The 16,496-nt window shown below is 45.8% G+C and carries 17 protein-coding genes and 3 pseudogenes; 11 read left to right on the top strand and 9 right to left on the bottom strand.

What is annotated here, in order from left to right; translation table 11 throughout:
- Positions 1–292 precede the first annotated feature (292 nt).
- Positions 293–1,942: an HD family phosphohydrolase gene (locus OSC7112_RS15060; protein WP_015176706.1), complete on the bottom strand. Its 1,650-nt coding sequence runs from the start codon at positions 1,940–1,942 to the stop codon at positions 293–295.
- Positions 1,943–2,083: 141 nt separating this feature from the next.
- Positions 2,084–2,365: a 4a-hydroxytetrahydrobiopterin dehydratase gene (locus OSC7112_RS15055; protein WP_015176705.1), complete on the bottom strand. Its 282-nt coding sequence runs from the start codon at positions 2,363–2,365 to the stop codon at positions 2,084–2,086.
- 864 nt (positions 2,366–3,229) lie between these two features.
- Between OSC7112_RS15055 and OSC7112_RS15050 the strand changes: the two are divergent.
- Positions 3,230–4,440 (top strand): annotated as a pseudogene (locus OSC7112_RS15050) (RNA-guided endonuclease InsQ/TnpB family protein).
- Between the two features lie 627 nt (positions 4,441–5,067).
- On the opposite strand, the gene psbD reads toward OSC7112_RS15050, so the two are convergent.
- On the bottom strand, positions 5,068–6,126 hold the full coding sequence (gene psbD / locus OSC7112_RS15040) for a photosystem II reaction center subunit D2 (protein WP_015175175.1): 1,059 nt from the start codon (positions 6,124–6,126) through the stop codon (positions 5,068–5,070).
- Positions 6,127–6,317: 191 nt separating this feature from the next.
- Here psbD and OSC7112_RS39770 point away from each other — a divergent pair, with 191 nt between their 5' ends.
- The 3 genes from OSC7112_RS39770 to OSC7112_RS15030 all read left to right on the top strand — a co-directional run bounded on the left by OSC7112_RS39770 (position 6,318) and on the right by OSC7112_RS15030 (position 7,509).
- The gene (locus OSC7112_RS39770) at positions 6,318–6,461 is read left to right on the top strand and encodes a hypothetical protein (RefSeq protein ID WP_190274403.1); all 144 of its coding nucleotides are present in this window, start codon (positions 6,318–6,320) and stop codon (positions 6,459–6,461) included.
- Positions 6,462–6,544: 83 nt separating this feature from the next.
- Positions 6,545–6,814: a UPF0367 protein family gene (locus OSC7112_RS15035; protein WP_015176702.1), complete on the top strand. Its 270-nt coding sequence runs from the start codon at positions 6,545–6,547 to the stop codon at positions 6,812–6,814.
- The gene (locus tag OSC7112_RS15030; protein WP_015176701.1) at positions 6,811–7,509 is read left to right on the top strand and encodes an energy-coupling factor ABC transporter ATP-binding protein; all 699 of its coding nucleotides are present in this window, start codon (positions 6,811–6,813) and stop codon (positions 7,507–7,509) included. Before OSC7112_RS15035 ends, OSC7112_RS15030 begins: the two co-directional genes overlap by 4 nt.
- Before the next feature lie 99 nt (positions 7,510–7,608).
- On the opposite strand, the gene OSC7112_RS15025 is transcribed toward OSC7112_RS15030, so the two are convergent.
- Entirely contained in the window at positions 7,609–8,397 is a 789-nt protein-coding gene (locus OSC7112_RS15025) for a DUF4058 family protein (protein WP_015176700.1), read from the bottom strand.
- A 154-nt stretch (positions 8,398–8,551) separates the two neighbouring features.
- On the bottom strand, positions 8,552–8,794 hold the full coding sequence (locus tag OSC7112_RS35700) for a hypothetical protein (protein ID WP_015176699.1): 243 nt from the start codon (positions 8,792–8,794) through the stop codon (positions 8,552–8,554).
- Positions 8,795–8,921: 127 nt separating this feature from the next.
- Between OSC7112_RS35700 and OSC7112_RS15015 the strand changes: the two genes are divergently transcribed.
- The 4 genes and pseudogenes from OSC7112_RS15015 to OSC7112_RS15000 form a co-directional block, all read left to right on the top strand.
- Complete coding sequence (locus tag OSC7112_RS15015; RefSeq protein WP_015176698.1) at positions 8,922–9,134, top strand: helix-turn-helix domain-containing protein; 213 nt, start codon at positions 8,922–8,924, stop codon at positions 9,132–9,134.
- A gap of 20 nt (positions 9,135–9,154) precedes the next feature.
- Complete coding sequence (locus OSC7112_RS15010; protein ID WP_006635455.1) at positions 9,155–9,367, top strand: helix-turn-helix domain-containing protein; 213 nt, start codon at positions 9,155–9,157, stop codon at positions 9,365–9,367.
- Positions 9,368–9,387: 20 nt separating this feature from the next.
- Positions 9,388–9,600, top strand: a complete 213-nt coding sequence (locus OSC7112_RS15005; protein WP_015176697.1) for a helix-turn-helix domain-containing protein — start codon at positions 9,388–9,390, stop codon at positions 9,598–9,600.
- 65 nt (positions 9,601–9,665) lie between these two features.
- Positions 9,666–9,833, top strand: a pseudogene (locus tag OSC7112_RS15000) (helix-turn-helix domain-containing protein); the annotation flags it as partial.
- A 589-nt stretch (positions 9,834–10,422) separates the two neighbouring features.
- Here OSC7112_RS15000 and OSC7112_RS14995 read toward each other — a convergent pair.
- The 4 genes from OSC7112_RS14995 to OSC7112_RS14985 form a co-directional block, all read right to left on the bottom strand.
- Positions 10,423–10,782, bottom strand: a complete 360-nt coding sequence (locus OSC7112_RS14995) for a hypothetical protein (protein ID WP_015176694.1) — start codon at positions 10,780–10,782, stop codon at positions 10,423–10,425.
- 102 nt (positions 10,783–10,884) lie between these two features.
- A complete protein-coding gene (locus OSC7112_RS41005; RefSeq protein ID WP_015176693.1) occupies positions 10,885–11,367 on the bottom strand; it encodes a DUF6887 family protein in 483 nt (160 codons plus the stop codon).
- On the bottom strand, positions 11,351–11,542 hold the full coding sequence (locus OSC7112_RS42385; protein ID WP_397319573.1) for a DUF6888 family protein: 192 nt from the start codon (positions 11,540–11,542) through the stop codon (positions 11,351–11,353). Before OSC7112_RS42385 ends, OSC7112_RS41005 begins: the two co-directional genes overlap by 17 nt.
- Before the next feature lie 294 nt (positions 11,543–11,836).
- Positions 11,837–13,345, bottom strand: coding sequence for a UbiD family decarboxylase (locus OSC7112_RS14985; protein WP_015176692.1), 1,509 nt, complete (start codon positions 13,343–13,345; stop codon positions 11,837–11,839).
- A gap of 170 nt (positions 13,346–13,515) precedes the next feature.
- On the opposite strand from OSC7112_RS14985, the pseudogene OSC7112_RS41000 reads away from it, so the two are divergent.
- From OSC7112_RS41000 to pstS, 3 genes and pseudogenes are all read left to right on the top strand, one after another.
- A pseudogene (locus OSC7112_RS41000) lies at positions 13,516–13,611 on the top strand (IS1/IS1595 family N-terminal zinc-binding domain-containing protein); the annotation flags it as partial.
- Between the two features lie 111 nt (positions 13,612–13,722).
- Positions 13,723–14,946, top strand: a complete 1,224-nt coding sequence (locus OSC7112_RS14980) for an NYN domain-containing protein (RefSeq protein ID WP_223300880.1) — start codon at positions 13,723–13,725, stop codon at positions 14,944–14,946.
- A 210-nt stretch (positions 14,947–15,156) separates the two neighbouring features.
- Positions 15,157–16,185, top strand: coding sequence for a phosphate ABC transporter substrate-binding protein PstS (gene pstS / locus OSC7112_RS14975; RefSeq protein WP_015176690.1), 1,029 nt, complete (start codon positions 15,157–15,159; stop codon positions 16,183–16,185).
- Positions 16,186–16,496: the final 311 nt, after the last annotated feature.

Here is a 16,496-nt window from a genome sequence, read left to right as displayed (position 1 = left end):
ATTCACTCTCATCCTCACACCGATTACAGAGAAACTTTTCTAGTCTTCTATGTGGTCAGTCGTTGCTCAACTAGCATACTCTAAAAAGAGACCTAAAATTCACTTTTTCTTTTGATTCTTTCGGGCTGACCGAGTATATAGATGTGACTGACGGCTGCACAGAGCCTGTTTTTTAACCTGTACTCAACGGCGTCAAAACCAGACCAGGCTTGGGCTGTGGATTGATTTGACTGCTGACACTCGATAGCGCCCGATTGCCTACTTACTTTTTAGCACAGCACGCCCGACTCGTCTAGGCTGATTCGACTTTAACATCCAAGCTGTGTCCGAGAACGTTAAAGACTTGGCGGTGATCGAACAGTTCTAACAAATCGGCGTTTATTTTATTGTGAGCAGCTTCTTGCCGCAAAATTTTCATCGCTGCCTCTGTTCGCAGAGCTCGCTTGTAGGGTCGATCGCCTGCTGTCAGGGCGTCGTAAATATCGGCGATCGTCATCAATTGTGCTTGAATTGGAATTTCTGACTTGTTTAAACCTCGCGGATAGCCAGTGCCGTCGAGTTTTTCGTGATGTCCGTAGGCAATGTCTGGAATATTTTTTAAATCCTTTGTCCAAGGAATTTGTTTGAGAAACTCGTAAGTGTGAGTTACGTGAAATTCTATTGCCGATCGTTCTTCCGGCGTCAGGTTGCCCCTCGACACCATCAATTGCACGATCTCGTCTGGGTTCAGCAGGGGTTTCTTTGCCCCATCTATATCTCTGTAAGTTTGTCGAGAAATTTCTCGCAGTTGAGCTAGGGGTTCTGCTGCCAAAATGTGAGGCTCGTTTGCCTCTAGCAGCACTTCCCAGTATTCTGCTAATCTGCTTTTGGCCTCTGCTAGCTTAGTGTCTAGCTGTTCGATTTCCTGGCATTGAGCGCACTCTGGCTCCTGGTTCGAGTGTTTTCGGTAGGCTGAATGCTCCAGCAAGTATTTATATTTAGACTGGACGCATTCCATTTCCATCGTCCGTTGAGCTAAGCCAAAGCGGTGGCGAATGATTTCTAGCTGTGCGGGGTAGAGCTTTTTCTGTTTGGTCAAAACTGCTTCGGGCACTCCAATTTTGCCAAAATCGTGAAGCAGGGCGGCGTAGCGAAGTTCTTGAATTTGGCGGTTGTTAAAGTAAATAGAGCGCAGTCCTCCGCTGGTGACGGTGTTTACTTCTTCTGAAAGGCGTACTGTGAGGGCTGCTACTCGTTCTGAATGGCCGTAGGTACAGGGGTCTCTGGCTTCTATGACTTGCACCGAGGCTTTGACGAAGCCCTCGAACAAATTTTCTATGCTGTCTTGGAGTTGATTGCGCTCGATCGAGATTGCTGCTTGAGAAGCGAGCGAGCGAACTATCCTTTCTTCCCACTCCGAATACTGCTGCGTCGATTCCCAGGCATTGTCTGCTGTCAGCACCGTATCTGCCTTTGTTTTGCGGTTGATCAGTTGCAGTACACCTATTGTCTCCCCCTGTCGGTTTTGCATCGGCAGTACCATTACCGAGCAAGTGCGGTAATCAATATCCCTGTCAAAACTGGTATCTAGCCGATAGGGTACGCCGGGGGGTAAGTCGTAGGCATCAGACAGGTTCAAACTTTGACCTGTAATTGCCACGTATCCCGCCAAGCTTTTGTCTGTCAGTGGCAGGGCAAACTCTTTAAACGACAGTCTCGGTTTAGAAGCGTTTTGGGCTACCTTGAACAGCAGCTTAGATTTTTCGTCGCTGTGATCTACTAAGTAAACGCTGCCAGCATCGCTGTATGTAATTTCTCTACTTTTGGATAAAATTAAGTTTAACAATTCGCCCAAATCTTGGGCGCTCGACAGAGCCGCGCCAATATCTAAAAGCTTTTCTATCAGATCGGTTTTTTCGGCAGCAGACTCGTTCTTGAACTCTGGCTTTTCAAATACGATCATGGTCGGATGATGGGGAATAGCCTTTTATACATTGAACGTTTGGCCTCTCGACTTTTTAGCACCCGATTCTAACCCCAAGTCGATTTTTTATTTGCGAGCTTTTCTCTAGCGGGGACTCTTGTTGGGCCAGCGGGCACTCTTTTAATCTAGCGTAGAAATTTCTTGGGCTAGCGCAAAGTCTTTCTCAGTTAACCCTCCGGCATCGTGAGTTGTCAAGTTAAGTGTAACTTTGTTGTAGGAAATTTCTATATCGGGGTGATGTGCTGCTGCTTCTGAGGAGGCGACCAACTTATTCACAAAGGCGATCGCTTCGATAAAATCTTTAAATAAACGGGTAGAGCGCAGTTGTTTGCCTTCAACCGTCCAGCCTGACAATTGACTGGCGCGCTCTTGAATTTCAGTATTGTTAATTAGCTCAGCCATAATTTATTTTCTTTGGGATTAGCAATGGCAGATTAACTGCCCACGTGTAGAAACCCTTACCAAAAACTATCCGCTCTCACCAATAGTGTTTAGTCTCAAGTTTTAATACTCAAGATTTAACACTATTTGAGGTGAGAGCGGTCTAGCGGGTCTTCAGATTAGAACCTGACTGCCGGGAGAATCCCTAGCTCAGCCTGGTTCCCCGTGGAAGTCGTTTCCCGTTGGAGACGACGGCTGACTGCTAGTGAGCGGCCCCGGCGCACAGCCGGTAGTTTCCAATCTGATGACCCATGCGTTTACTACTTTCTATCATGGGCATCACCTCCAGGTTTAGCTAAATGGCTTAATATTGGAACGCACATCACCTAAATACAAGATTTAAGGTGATGATTTGTGCGCTAGCCATTGCCAGCGTTACCAGAAGAACTTGCGTTCTGAGTATCATTCTAGTATTCACAATTATTAGAATAACACAAGGAATTAGAAGTGGGGGATGCAAATTGAGATTTTTGTAAGATGAGGGCAAATTACTGCTGCTGCCAGGTCTTCGATCGATCTCTACAGCAAGCGGGCGATCGGCGTTTCAGCTATTTGCCCATGTGTTCTTCAGAATCCGGGCTGTGCGCTTATCAGGTGCATTGCAACTGCTACACAAAACTTGGCTAAAACATTATAAATAATACCCTGAAAACCCCGCGACTTTAGTCCGGGGATGAAAGGGACAAGGAGGCTTTAGCCTCCCAGTCTATTTTCTGAACTCTCAGGATGGCGCTGTCAAGTAAAACCATGTAAATCTTTGTGAACAACTAGAGGGATATTAAGCCGACTCTGGTAGCATAAGACTATCGTGATGAGGTCGAAGTCATGTTAGTTTTTGAGTTCAAAGCATACGGGAAAAAACAGCAATTTGACGCTGTAGACGAAGCAATTAGAACAGTGCAGTTCATCCGAAACAAAGCACTGCGGTTTTGGATGGAAAACGAAAAAGTTGATAAATACGCATTGAACAAGTATAGCGCTGTTTTAGCTAAGGAATTTCCGTTTTGCGACGAATTGAATAGCATGGCTCGACAATCGAGCTCAGAAAGAGCGTGGTCGGCAATCTCCCGATTCTACGACAACTGTAAAAAGAAAGTCCCAGGAAAAAAAGGATTCCCGCAATTCCAGAAACACAACCGCTCCGTCGAGTACAAAACTACGGGCTGGCGTCTGGCAGACGACCGGAAATCAATCACTTTTACCGACAAGCAAGGAATCGGAAAGCTCAAGTTAAAAGGAACGCGCGACTTACATTTCTCTCAGCGCAGTCAAATCAAACGAGTACGTTTGGTGAGACGGGCAGACGGATATTATGTCCAGTTTTGCATTCAAGTTGACCGTTCTGAAAAGATTGAAATCACGGGTAACACCATCGGGTTAGATGTAGGACTTAAAGAGTTTTACACTGACTCAAATGGCGTTGCAGTTGATAACCCGCGTTTCCTCCGCCAGGGAGAACGCAGGTTGAAGAAATCCCAAAAACGAGTTTCAAAACGAGTCAAGGGTTCGCAAAACCGGAAAAAAGCTAGAGCGATTCTAGGGAAGCGCCACCTCAAAATCAGCAGACAGCGTAAAGATTTTGCCGTGAAGTTGGCAAGATGCGTCATCCAGTCTAACGACTGTGTAGTCTACGAAGATTTGAGGATTAAAAATATGGTGAAGAATCACTGTCTGGCAAAATCGATTAACGACGCTTCTTGGTATATGTTCCGAATTTGGCTGGAATATTTTGGCAAAGTATTCGGAAGAATTACGATTGCCGTACCAGCTAACGGAACAAGTCAAGAATGCTCTAGTTGCGGAACAATTGTTAAGAAAAGTCTCTCAACGCGAACCCACGCTTGTCGGTGTGGATGCGTATTAGATCGTGACTGGAACGCAGCTAAAAATATCCTGAGTCGGGGATTGAGTACGCGGGGCACGTCGGAACTTGGATCTTAGATCCGAACGCTTGTGGAGAATTGACCGCTACCGATGTTGAAGTAATTCTGCACCGGCAAGTCGATTCTGCGAATCAAGAATCTCCTCGGCTTTAGCCAGGAGAGTGTCAATTAAGTCTCACCATTCAATCTCAATTACTTCTGAAGGGTCAGCTTCGGAGTTTCATCCCCGGGAGTCGGCTCATTCTAGTCTACAAGCGTTAATTGGGTGGAGGAACGCCCTAATTTAATTAATCTTAGTTTAAGCTTTTAGCCATGAGTCATCCACTATTTTCAACCAATTTAACGAAACGCGGACTTCGGTTCGACCTTGTAACAGGCTGGTAAGTTTTGACTTGCACGCTCGGTTTATTTTCCCAGATAATTAAGCGTTTTTTAGGAGTTGATGTAATTATACCGCCCAGAATGTTAATCAGTCAAGTTAAGTATGACCCACTTTTGTAAACTTTTTGGCAATTTAGTCCATCTCTGGTGGCGGGGAAAGACCGCTCGATTTATTGCCAGATAGGAGAGTTCACCAGATATAAAGACACAAGTTGTTCTAGCTACCGGCAGAGTTGGTTTTTGTACAAAATCAACTTTTTTGAGGGCGCTAATTCGATCGAATCCTGGAAACAAAAAGCTCCCGCCACCAGGCAGGAGCTTTTTAAGCATTAAGGGTAAAGCCTAAACTGCTTTATCTTACCCTTTTAAAATGTTGGAAATTTTGATATTGCGCGCTGATTACAGAGCGTTACCGCGAGGCAGAACTTCTTCAGGGAAGATGAAGTTTTCGTGGGGTTGGTCTGTCGGAGCCATCCAAGCACGAATGCCTTCGTTAAGCAGAATGTTCTTAGTGTAGAACGTTTCAAACTCAGGATCTTCAGCAGCGCGCAATTCTTGTGATACGAAGTCATAGGCGCGCAGGTTTAATGCTAAACCGACGATGCCAATGGAGCTCATCCACAAGCCTGTGACAGGTACGAACAGCATGAAGAAGTGCAACCAGCGTTTGTTGGAGAAGGCAATTCCGAAGATTTGCGACCAAAAGCGGTTGGCTGTCACCATCGAGTAGGTTTCTTCTGACTGAGTTGGGTTGAAGGCGCGGAAGGTGTTAGCACCGTCGCCGTCTTCAAACAAGGTGTTTTCTACGGTTGCACCGTGGATGGCGCACAGCAGCGCGCCGCCCAAGATGCCTGCAACGCCCATCATGTGGAACGGGTTGAGGGTCCAGTTGTGGAAGCCTTGCAGGAATAACAAAAAGCGGAAAATTGCTGCGACGCCGAAACTGGGGGCGAAGAACCAGCCTGATTGACCCAAGGGGTAAAGCAGGAACACCGACACAAACACGGCGATGGGGCCGGTGAATGCTAGGGCGTTGTAGGGACGGATGCCTACCAAACGGGCGATTTCAATCTGACGCAGGCAAAAGCCGATCAGTGCGAAGGCGCCGTGGAGGGCGACGAAGGTCCACAGCCCGCCGAGTTGGAACCAGCGGGTGAAGTCCCACTGTGCTTCGGGGCCCCACAGGAACAGCAGGGAGTGTCCGAGGCTGTTGGCTGGGGTGGACACTGCTACGGTGAGGAAGTTGGCTCCTTCGAGGTAGGAACTTGCCAAACCGTGGGTGTACCAGGATGTGACGAAGGTGGTGCCTGTTAACCAGCCACCGATGGCTAGGTAGGCGCAGGGGAATAGCAGGATGCCAGACCAGCCTACGAAGACGAAGCGATCGCGTTTGAGCCAGTCGTCGAGTACATCAAAGATGCCTCTTTCGGTCTGGGCGCGTCCGACTGCGATTGTCATTTACGCAAATCTCCAAATAGATATAATTACAGCGGATCGGTCTCTAAATCATCAATCTCCAACCGTTGCCTCTGCTTAGCAGAAAACGAGTGGGATTATGAAGAGAGTTTACTTTTCTTTACCGTATTGACGATTATAGAGGTAATTCTTTACAAGAGCAAGTTTTTCTTGAAAAACTTCCGGCTATTGACTTGTCGGAAGTCCCCGAAGTCCCCGAAGCCCTCGAAGCCCCCGAATTCTTTGCCCTGCATTTGGGCACTTCTACTGTAGAGGAGTCTTTGGGCTGTGCGTCAGAACCCGGGTGGCTGGGTAGATATATCGGCCTCAACCTCTGATTTTTCTAAGAAACTGGGTTTCCGTGGGTAAGTCCTATATATATACTGAGGATAGAGCTCCAAACTTAGGTTTTTAAGACTATATGTTCAGCATTGACATCATTGTGAAGAATACGCCCGTCTCGCTGTCGGTGCAGCGGAAGTTGGAGGAGGACGCTGAGACTGTTTACCAGGAGGTACTGGCGGCGGTTCGCAACTCCCAACCGCAAATTTTGGAACTCACCTGCGAGAAAAATCCTGAGAAAAAGGTGGCTGTACTCAGCAGCGAGATTTCTGGGGTGGTGGTTTCTCAGAAATCGGGGGCGTCATCTACAGGCAGATCCCCTGGCTTTGTTTCGATGACAGCAGAATGAGGGCTGGGGGTGTTGGTGGCGATATGAGTCAGCCAGCCGTTGCTGTGCGGGATTTGGGTTTTTGCTGGCCGTCGGGCGATCGAGTGTTGCAAGGTTGCTCTCTGGATGTACCCAAGGGCGAATTTTGGATGCTTTTGGGCACTAACGGCAGCGGCAAATCTACGCTGCTGAGGCTGATGGCTGGGCTGCTGCACCCCCAGTCGGGGGAAATTAGCCTGAGTGGGCGGGTGGGTTTTGTGTTCCAAAATCCCGACCACCAATTGGTGATGCCGACGGTGGGTGCGGATGTGGCTTTTGGTCTGGTGGAGGAAAAGCTTTCTAACATTCAGGTGCGGGCGAGGGTGGCGGAGGCTTTGGAGGCTGTGAATTTGCTGGATTTGCAGCGGCGGCCGATTTATGCTTTGAGTGGGGGCCAAAAGCAGCGAATTGCCCTTGCTGGGGCGATCGCCCGTCACTGCGAAATTCTGCTGTTGGATGAACCGACGGCTTTGTTAGATCCTGATTCTCAGTTGGATTTGGTGGCGGCGGTGCAGCGGTTGGTGAAAAATCGCGGGATTACGGCTTTGTGGGTGACTCACCGTTTGGATGAGTTGAATTATTGTGATGGGGCTTTTTTGTTGGAAAAGGGCCAAGTTGTCGATCGGGGAGATCCGGCGCGTTTGAAGCAGCGGTTGATGCAAAGCCAAGATGTTTAGCTGTTAAGCAATGCTTGAATTAAGTCATTCGGCGATTGAAATCGCTTCTACAAAAACGAAGTCTGCCTCCGCAGACTAAGAGAATGGCTGCACGCCAAATCAATCTCGCAATCCCCGATCGCGCAACCAAGCATCTGCCCAAATTGTATCGGCTTCTGACAGCGGTGGTATGACTTCCCAGTTGCGATAATCTATCTTGAGGTCGTAACTTGCTATGTCGTAAATTTGAGTGAATAATTCCTGCAAATTGATTACAGGTTCGGTATCGCCCGATCGCAGCGGCAGAGGAAAGGCAGGCATCGCGTTTTGCACGTTAAAAGCGTACAAATCTGCTCTGGGACGGCGATTTCCCCGACACACCAAAACGCTATAGTGACTTTCAACATTATTGCCAATAACTGGCATTTTTCGACCGCGCCGCAATAAATCTATTTCAATTAAATGAGTGCGGCTACCTAAAATTTCTTCTCGCTTTTCTTCGTACATTTGTCGTCCTTTTCCTGTGCGCTTATTGCTAGGCGAGAGGATTTCTATCAGGGTGATTAGTGCTTGGTTTCCTCTTTCTCTAATTTCTAAATAGCCTTCCCGAACCTGGTATGGCATGGGAATATTTACTGTCAAGGGTTGTGTTGGTGGCGCTGCAACGGCTACGTTTGATGTTATTAATTCAGTTGCAGTTTGTGGCTGGATTACGTTTACGTCAGGAATGCCAATTGACAAATCATCATCAGCGGTTTCATAGATTCTCACTTCCAACGAGACTAAATACTTAGGACGCAGTTGGGGAGACAAAAATCTAAAAATTTCACTAATTAACAAGTGATGCAGGGCAGGCCAGAGTTCGGGATGCTCTAAATACGGGTCCATACCGGGAAAGGGAGATGGCATTGATGTGACTCCTTGACTCAAGTCTATTTATAGTTTAGCAACATTTTTTTGGGGAATTTAGGGCCGATCGCACTTCCGGTAAAATAGAATAATTCCTATTTTTGGAAGCGCGATTCCCTACGGGATAGATCCGCACGCGCGTACTTTTCAACAATTAAACTTCGATCGGCAATTGTGTTTGAATTGGAACGCTGTTTTCATTTAACACAGAGACCGCATTTACGAACACAATTGTATGCGGGACTGCGGGCATTAAACGGCGCAGTGCATTTAGGTAAGATTCAGCATCGGGGCGGCGGGCGAAACGGGCGACTGTTAACCGCTGACAGTTGGGGAGGTGGCGAATTAGATGCCAAGGTTGAAGTCGATCGCGATATGTCGATTGTTTTGGTATCATAGGAAAATCCTTCCCACTTTTGTGGGTGGTGAATGAAAGGCGATCGCTCTAGATTTCTCAGGTCCGAGGGCGATCGCTGTTAACTATCTTTATTAAAAGATATGAGCATAGCTGCTGTCAAGCATAAATGGGATTAATTCGATTGCGAGTTCGAGAACTCGCTGAGGAGAAGGGTTGGACGCTCAAAGAAGTCTCGGACAGAACGGGAATTCCTTACAGCACGGTTAAAAAATACGCCCAAGCTCCTAAACTGGCAACAGTAGACTACACGGCTTTGCAGAAACTTGCTGCTGTCTTCGATTTGATGATCGAAGATTTGGTTGAGGTTTTGGAACATTGAACTGATTTGTCAGCGGGAAGATGGGTCTAATTCGATTGCGGGTTCGAGAACTAGCCGAAGAGAAGGGTTGGACATTGAAAGAAGTTTCTGAGCGATCGGGCATTCCTTACAGTACGGTTAGAAGCTATGCCCATTCTCCCAAGCTGGCAACGGTAGATTACACAGCTTTAAACAAAATGGCTCGCGTGTTTGATATTGCGATCGAAGATTTGGTTGAGATTTTGGAAGAGTAGGCTGATTTATCGTTGGGAATATGGGACGAATTAGGCTGCGAGTTCGAGAATTTGCTCGAGATAAGGGTTGGAATCTGACAGAAGTCTCCAAAAGAACAGGTATTCCATATACCACGATCGTTACCTATGCCAATTCTCCAGGCATGGCAACTGTAGATTACACAGCTTTGGACAAGATGGCCCGTGCGTTCGATATTGCAATCGAGGATTTAGTTGAAATTCTGGAACAGTAAACTGATTTATCGGCGGGAAGATGGGGCTAATTCGGTTGCGGGTTCGATAACTCGCTGAGGAAAAGGGTTGGACGCTCAAAGAAGTCTCTGACAGAACGGGAATTCCCTACAGCACAGTTAAAAAATACGCCCAAGCTCCAAAAATGGCAACGGTGGACTATACGGCTTTGCAGAAACTTGCTGCTGTCTTCGATTTGATGATCGAAGATTTGGTTGAGGTTTTGGAAGGGTAAACTGATTTGTGATTTAGTTTTTGCACTTCTTGTCACAGTCCGTCGGGGGTTGAAACCCCCGCCTCAAAGCTCAAGTCGTCTAAAGACGACTGAAAAGGCGATCGGTTTCCGCTTCAATCCTTTTTTTAAAATTTTTAATCAATCATTTCTTCAGTCCAATTCAGTGGACTTTCGCTTTGAGGCTCTTGTTGAAACAAGAGCCGGAATCGGGCAACAAATGCAAGATACAGCATATTCCATGTATATAGCAATCCGATCTGAGTCTCACAACACAACGCCATCTTGTCTTCCTAGACTTCTTGTATAGCAAGACTTTCAGATTTTCCATATCTAGAAAATCACTTAGGATTGCTATATGTGGTACACACAATCTTGTGAGATCGCCCGTGTAAGGTGCGTCGCCCACGGGCGATCTGCAAGTTTTATCAAATATGAAGCAGATCCGCACCCGGAGGATTAACATCACATAATATAGCTGCTACTGTACTTCCAAGCAATTTAAGTCACTCGGTAATTTAAATCGCTCAGCTATTTGTGTTCTCAGTCAAAAATGGGTATTAACTAATTGATGGGGAAGCTATTCCTGATGTTAAGGCATCTCTATATGGTAAATATTTTTGCCTTCTTTTATTTTTAAAATAAGTAAATTAATGTGTGTCAAAGCAATTGGAAATGGCTCTTGATGAGACTCACATAAAGTGCCGATAATCGTGACAAAATCTTCATAGGGTGGCCCACCAATATATGGTGGTACTTTCTTTAGTAGTTGTTCCTTCAATTTTATTGGTTGCTCAATAAGTATTGATTCACGATGGTTTTGACTAGATAAAATATTTGCAAAATCTGTTGACAAAAACCCCAGATCGCCGTAAAGGATAAGATATCCTACAACCTCTACTTTAGTGCCTAACAAATTAATTTGATTTAAAATTATTTCACTAACTTTCATTGTTTTTTTGAGAATATGCGTTACAGCGCGAAGACTCGGTAAAAACCCGGTTTCTTTTTCGGAGTGCGTAAATCCCGATCGCACTCAATTCGATCGCCCATTCTAAAAATCCCCAAAACCTTCAATTCCGGCACGAATTGCCAAAAGTGCGATCGACCCTGCCAGTCTTGATGAAAACCCGCTAGTTGATACTAAAAATTTGGCGATCGCGCCTATCAATTCCTCAATTTCTCGTTCTAATTTTTGCTGCAACTTTGCTTCTACTTCTAATTCGATTTTTGCTCTAAGTTTTTCCTCAATTTCTTGTTCTAATTTCTGGCGTAAATTCTCCTCCTGTGATTGTTCCCGTTGTTTTTGTTTAGCGCGATCGATTTCAACTCTTTTCTTAATTGCTTCCTCAGCGATGCGAATATTTTCTGCAATGGGTACACCTTCAGGAGTACACATCGGCCCGTACCATGTAGCTTTTGAATCCGGGGGATTGCGGCGACCAAAAAATATCCGAATCGCTTCATCATCATGCCGATGCGATAGCACGTAAGCTTTTAATTCGGATCTGCTCATTTCATCAAAGTTCGGTTTCATCCAAAAACCTCCAAAGTCCATTACTAGATACGATTACTTGCAGCTCATCACTTACGAAAATATATACTTCTGTGGTTTGAGCGTTAAAACGGAATAGTTGAATATCTCGGTAGTAGCTAGAGAACATCTGGCAGACGCGCAGACAGGCTTGGGCTTGTTCGTCAGTGGGATTAATCGTTCGTTCCTCAATTGTGGCACAAACTTTAGAATATAATATAACTTACGCATAGGAACCCCGAAACCGGGTTTTTTCTGAGAAGACGCGTTACAGTGCAAAGACTCGATAAAAACCCGGTTTCTTTGTCGGAGTGCGTAAATCCCGATCGCATTAAAAAGAGGGAATTTGCGATTTTTCGTTGGGTGGGGGCGGGTATTTGAGATTGTCTATCTGCGTCGTAAATGATTGGTGAACCCGCCCCTACAGGTCGATGGAGGATGTGCGATATCTCAGATTTTACGGTTGATTCCCCTACTTCATCTCATATCCAAATAAATTCGGATCGACTTGTCCCAAATTCAAATCGGCCAAACCGTACTCAGCCCAACGCCTTTCTACCATCGCCGCCACATCCGGATCGGACTCCAAAACTTCCCCCCATTCGTGATCGGTTTCCGGCGGCATCTTCGTAGTAGCATCAATCCCCATTCTGCCTCCCAAACCGAGTTTTTCACTGGCAAAATCTAACGTATCGAAAGGCGTGTTCGGCAGAATAAATACATCGCGAACCGGATCGACTTTAGAACTAATTGCCCAAACTACTTGACGCGGGTCGCGAATGTTGATACTTTTATCGACAACAATCACAAACTTAGTGTAAGTAAACTGCGGTAATGCACTCCAAAATGCTAAAGCAGCCCGGCGCGCTTGACCGGGATAGGCTTTATCAATCGAGATAATTGCCGCTTTATAACTAAGCGCTTCCATCGGTAAGAAGAAATCGACAATTTCCGATACTTGCTGCCGCAAAATAGGGGTATAAATGCGGTTAAGCGCGATCGCCATCATTGCTTCTTCTTTCGGCGGCCGCCCGCTAAATGTGGTCAGATAAATCGGGTCTTTCCGGTGCGTCATGCAGTGGAATCGCACCAGCGGCGAATCTTCCACGCCGCCGTAATAACCCATGTGATCGCCGAAGGGCCCGTCGGGCAGAACTTCACCGGGGGTAATCGTTCCTTCTAACACAATTTCCGAGTCCGCCGGTACTTCCAAATCTACGGTTTTGCACTTGGCCAATTGCACGCCGGAACCGCCGTAAAGTCCCGCAAATAACCATTCCGATAAATCTACAGGAATTGGCGTTGCGGCGGCGAGGATGATTAAAGGATCGACTCCCAGGGCGATCGCAACTTCCAACTTTTTACCAGCCTGCGCCGCTTTCCGCAAGTGCCGCGCGCCGCCCCGCACCGATAACCAATGTACAGTCATCGTGTTTTTTGACTGCAACTGCAACCGATAAACCCCCACATTCGGCGTGCCCGTTTCGCAATCTTTGGTAATTACCAAACCCAGGGTGATAATTTTGCCCGCATCTCCCGGATAAGGGCGAATCATCGGGATTTTGTTCAAATCCAGCCCTTCTCCCTCAATTACCACTTGCTGACAAGCTGGGAAAAAGTCGCGGCCCGGTTTGGCTTTCACTACGTCGAACAGCACTTTGCCGAATTCTATCGCTTGGGAAATCTTTTTCGGCGGTTTTGGCTGTTGCAGCATTCCCAGTTTTTTGCCGAGCTCTTCTAGTTCGTGAGGCTTTTCCATGTTCATCGCCCAGCAAACGCGCTCTTCCGTACCCAACAGGTTGATGGCGACGGGGAATTCGGCGCCTTTGACATTTTCAAACAGCAGTCCAGGGCCGCCTTTTTGCAGCATTTGGTTGGAAATTTCGGCAATTTCGAGGTCGGAATCGACTAAGGCGCTAATCCGGCGCAGTTGTCCTCGTTCTTCGAGTAGTTTGAGGAATCCCCGCAAGTCTCTAGCCATTGTGTTTAAATAAATGTTAAGTTTCTTTTACTATTATGGGGCTTCTGAACTGCTCAAGGGATATCTATTTAATGAACCGCGAAGACGCGAAGCGCGCTAAGGAAGACAAAAAAGAAGATAGGTAATTTTTTACCGCTGAGGGAGGAGGCTGCAATAATAGTTACATGAAATGTCCTCGATGCGAATCTGACCAAGTTCGTAAAAACGGCTGTCCCAACGGTCACCAGCGGTATCTTTGCAAAGCTTGCCGCAAACAATTTTTTGAGCCCGCAGATCCGCAGTCTTTAAGTCCCAAATGCACCGAAACACGGTTAAACGAAGCTATCCCGCAAGGAATCGAGTCTGCAACCACCCAAGAGTCCGGCGGGATTGCGATTTTGCTGTTGGATGCAGAAAATCTGAAACTTAAGGTTAATACAGAACAATTTTTAGCCAGTTTGTGCGACTATCCCCTGCAAGTTAAAATTGCTTTTGCTAACTGGAAAAACCCGAGTATCGGCAAGTTGGATGCTGAACTTTACGATCGCGGTTATGAATTAATTCACGTTCCGGGCGGTGCTAATAGTGCTGATGGTAAGATGATTGCCTTTGGCGCTGCTATTTTATATCGATATCGGGATGTGCGACAAGTTTTTGTCTGTTCTTCGGATGGTTTGTTAAATCATCTTTGCAATCAGTTGCAAAATCAGGGAGTGACTGTGTTTCGGGTGCGCCGGAAAAATTCGGTTTTGTCTGTAGAAAACTGTCAGAATGGTGAGAGCAATCACTATTCTTGCGAAAGGGAAGAGGAAATCCCTAGTTTTGAAGAATTGGCTAGTCAAGTTGCAGAGTTGTTGAAGGCTGAACACAAATCTATTGAGGAGCGAATCGCTCGTTTTTCTAGTGTGGCTGAGCTTTTTAAAGAGCGCCAGACTGTTGTTTTCTCTTCTACAATTTCGCCAGCAGCACTGGCGGAGTCAGCACAAAACGAAGTTACCCCGGTGCTTGAAGCTTCTTTGGCGACCTTTGCTGTCAATCAAAATGTTGCGGAGCCAAATTTTCCCGAAATAATACCTGGTCTCAATTCAAATGCTATTGAGTCGCTGGATGTTTTTAAAACTATACTTGTAGAAATAATTGAAAATGCAAAAATTGAGTTAAAAGAGGATTCTATTTCTGTGGTCAAAATTAAGAAAGATTTTTTGGCAAAGTATCAATCTCATGCTGATTTAGTTGTGAAAAATTTTCTGGGTAACAAATCCAGTTTAATCAAATATTTGCAGTCGGAATCGGGCGTTTTTCAAGTACAATTAATCGGTCAGGAACATCAAGTGGCGATCGCCAAAAATTCCTCCACTTCAACAACTCATTCCTCTGCTGCCCTGGAAGCATCTCTAGTCAAAATTATCAGAGGATTAACTGCTCGCTCTCCCGGTAGTTATATTCCGATTAACCAGGTAGCTAGCGAGTTTAATAAGTTATACAATCAACCAATTACTAAAAAACTGCAATCGCTGAATTTGGGCAGCAATGTGATTGACTTTTTGCAGTCATGCCAAACTTTTAAAGTTAAAAAAAATGGTAAGACTTATCAAGTGGCGATCGCACTGTCAGCTCGTTGATGTGTTTAATAAATCAGGTTTTCGAGTCTTGTACCTAAAAATTTAATCTGTTATTAACCAAAATTTAAGACAAGCTTATTCTTTTATTATTTAATCTGTTATTAACCAAAATTTAAAACAAGCTTATTCTTTTATATCCCTTTCGTTGCCGATTTCAGTCTATCCTAGGTCGTAGATTTGCCAAGTCGGCTATTAAGGGAGAGGAGGAATATGAATTTTTTCACAGGACGTTGGCGACGTAGTTTTATAGTGGCATTAGCAGCAGCAGCATTTTCGCTGACTTTGATTAGTTCTGCTGTAGCTGCGGTAACACTAAATGGTTCGGGAGCAACTTTCCCTAAACCTCTTTACGATCGCTACTTCTCTCAGATGAGAAGTGCAAATCAAATTACTGTAAACTACGAAGGAACTGGCAGCGGTGCTGGTATCAAAGCATTAATTGCAGGCACTGTTGATTTCGCAGGCAGCGACGCGCTGATGACTGCTGAACAAATAGCCGAAGTAAAGCGCGGCGTCATGGCGGTTCCGACTGCTGGCGGCGCTGTTGCAGTTGTCTACAACTTGCCCGGAGTGACGAATCTGAGGCTAAATAAGGATGCCATGAACGGCATCTTTGAAGGCAAAATTACTCGCTGGAACGATCCTAAAATAGCGGGAATTTCTGGACAAGCTAAAAACTTGCCCAATACTCCAATTCGAGTAGCTGTGCGGGCAGACAGCAGCGGTACTACCTTTATTTTTTCTAACCACTTGCAGGCAACTGGTAGCACCATCAAAGCTGCCGCTCAGCCGAAGTGGCCAGACACCGCTGTCAGGGGTCCAGGAAACCCCGGCGTAGCTGCTTTGGTGAAAAATACAGCGGGTGCGATCGGCTACGTTCAAGATACTTATGCTCGGCAAAACAATCTCCAAACAGCGTTTATTCAAAATAAAGCTGGCCGATTTGTAGATCCTAGCTTGGCTGAAGCAGAGAAAGCTTTAGCAGGGGAAACATTCCCCGCAGATTTCCGCTTAGTAGAAGGAAATCCTAACGACGGTTATCCGATTGTTGGTTTGACTTGGCTGTTAATCTACAAACAGTATCCTGCTGCGAAAGCAGAGGCTATTAAAAAGATGGTTAATTGGGTGATGACTACAGGTCAAGGTATCAACAAACAGCTAGAGTTTACTCAGATTCCTTCAGCTACAGCTCAAAAGGTGGTTCAAACAGTTAATCAGACTGTGGTTGCTAGAGGTTAATTTGGGCTTTTCAGAGTTATGGATTTTGAGTTAAATGTATGGCTCAAAACTCATATTTTGTATAGCAATATTCCTGATGTATGAGTCCCAATAAATCTGTGCTTTTCCCGCAGTCCGGCAGGGATTTAAATCCCTGCCTCATAGCGAAAGTCCTCGCTATGAGGACTAATAATAATGACTTAGGTAACAAGTTCGGCACAGATTTAAATCTCTACCTTATACCGAAAGTCCTCAAGTCCTCGCGAAGGATAACTGGTAATTATAGACTATCCATAAAGTGGGTTTTTACCAGATTTATTTTGGGGAATTCC

Origin of the sequence: Oscillatoria nigro-viridis PCC 7112 (assembly GCF_000317475.1) — a bacterium.
GTDB classification, from domain to species: Bacteria; Cyanobacteriota; Cyanobacteriia; order Cyanobacteriales; family Microcoleaceae; genus Microcoleus; species Microcoleus nigroviridis.
This window is presented reverse-complemented; position numbering and strand designations above follow the sequence as displayed.